Origin of the sequence: Nocardia pseudovaccinii NBRC 100343 (assembly GCF_001613225.1) — a bacterium.
Lineage (GTDB): Bacteria > Actinomycetota > Actinomycetes > Mycobacteriales > Mycobacteriaceae > Nocardia > Nocardia pseudovaccinii.
Genome location: NZ_BDBY01000471.1, coordinates 1 through 1,636 on the forward strand (window position 1 = coordinate 1; position 1,636 = coordinate 1,636).

Genomic DNA, 1,636 nt, shown 5'->3' on the forward strand with positions numbered 1-1,636 from the left:
GCGGGCCGCTCCCATGCCGCGTCCTCGGGACGCCGCCTGCGCCGCACCGGCGCCTCGTCCCGTTCGCGCACGGGTGGCTCGTACTCACGTGCCATGTAATGCTCACCCCGCCAAGGCTTTCGGAATTGTCGCGTGTTCCGGCAGGATCACCCCGCAACCGAGCGAGGCCGCGAAGGCCGCCGCCTGGTAGCGGTAGCACCGCCGGATCTTCAACCGCGCCTGCGTGGACAGGTCGCGGGTAATGGCTTCGATGCGCGGCAGATCACCGCGCAGCGGCTCGGTGATGGTCACCAGCGCACCGAAGCGGGTCACACCGTGACCCCGGGCTTGTTCCTCACGGGCCTGCTGGGTGGCGCCCACCCGCAGGGTCGCGGCCGCCGAGACGACACCGCGTTCACTCTGCTGGGCCACCAGCGCGTTCTTGAAATCGTCGTCGACGATTTCGGCGGCGTCGGCGGCCGAATGCGGACGGTACACGATGGCGATGCGCTTACGCGGCACTTCGGGATTCGGCGCGAGCAGCCGTTGCAGCACTCGCTCGTCCACCGCGCCCTCGGGTGCCGCGTCCATCTCCCAGGTGACCGAACGGCCACCGTCGTGCACCAGATGATCCCACTTCTCGTCGTGTGATACCGGTCCGGCATCGGCCCAATCCAGCCCGTGCCCTTCGGGTTCGCCCGCGGCGACCTCGAGATCGGCCTGCGAGGCAGGATCGTAGCTGCGCCGGATGAACGAGATGACCTCATCGGCCGACATCGGCTGAGCGCGCACACCCGCCTCGGCCAGCGCGGCACAGATTCCGGGGAGTCTGCGCCCGATCTCGACGGCCTCCTCGGCCGGATTCTTGCGGCGCTCGGCGGTGGTCGCCTTGAAGGTGATCGCAACGCGCGGCAGCAGCTGCACCCGTTCCTGCGGCAACTCGGTGGCGAGTTCGTACATCACCTGCTGCGCCAGCTCCGGCGCTTCCGGACGGGTGATAGTGGAGACCTCGGTGAGCAGCCGGTTACCCGTCTCGGGCACGGTATCGATCACCGGGACGACAGCGACGATGTCACTGGTCTGGCCGACCGAGGCGAGAAACGTACCCCAGGCCGAGACCCAGCGATCGATGACCGGCTGGTCCACGGCCTCGTGCCCCTGCGGCCAAGCCCGCAAAACCACTGTGTACTGGGCGAATTGCGGTAGGTGGATCATGCCGAAGCTGTAGCCGCCCGCGTCGATGCCCTCGTAGAGCTTCGAGGGCGCGAGCAGACCGGGTAGCCGCGTGACACCGCCCGGAATCCGCGAGAACCGGCCGCCGCGATACACGTGCTCACCGCGGTTGCGGGAGCGCATCCAGTTGAACATCATCAATCCGTTCTCGTATCCGGAGCGGCCCCCTGTCCGCCACACCAGTGGAACCATCACGACAACGCCGGTGCCGCCCACGATCAGACCCCATTTGAAGCCACCGACCATGGCGCAGATCAGGGCCGTGATCACGACGACGAAGCCGATGACGGTCTCTTCCCAGCGCAGACCGAAAAGGCCTGCGCTGCGCGGCTTCTGCCACAGCCCGTACGAGCGGCGCTCGTAGGTATCGCTCGTCGTCATCGTCATCGCGGAATGGTGCTCCTCCCGAGGTCGGGCGAACGGT

At 67.7% G+C, this 1,636-nt stretch carries 1 protein-coding gene; it reads right to left on the bottom strand.

Going from position 1 to position 1,636, the window contains the following annotated elements:
* Positions 1 to 102 precede the first annotated feature (102 nt).
* Positions 103 to 1,593 (bottom strand): SCO6880 family protein, encoded by a 1,491-nt coding sequence (locus NP3_RS45955; protein ID WP_063825095.1) that lies wholly within the window; start codon positions 1,591 to 1,593, stop codon positions 103 to 105.
* Between the last annotated feature and the right edge of the window lie 43 nt (positions 1,594 to 1,636).

Coding starts and splice junctions, on each gene's coding strand:
- NP3_RS45955 (WP_063825095.1), bottom strand. CDS start 1,593: ATGACGACGAGCGATACCTACGAGCGCCGCTCGTACGGGCTGTGGCAG.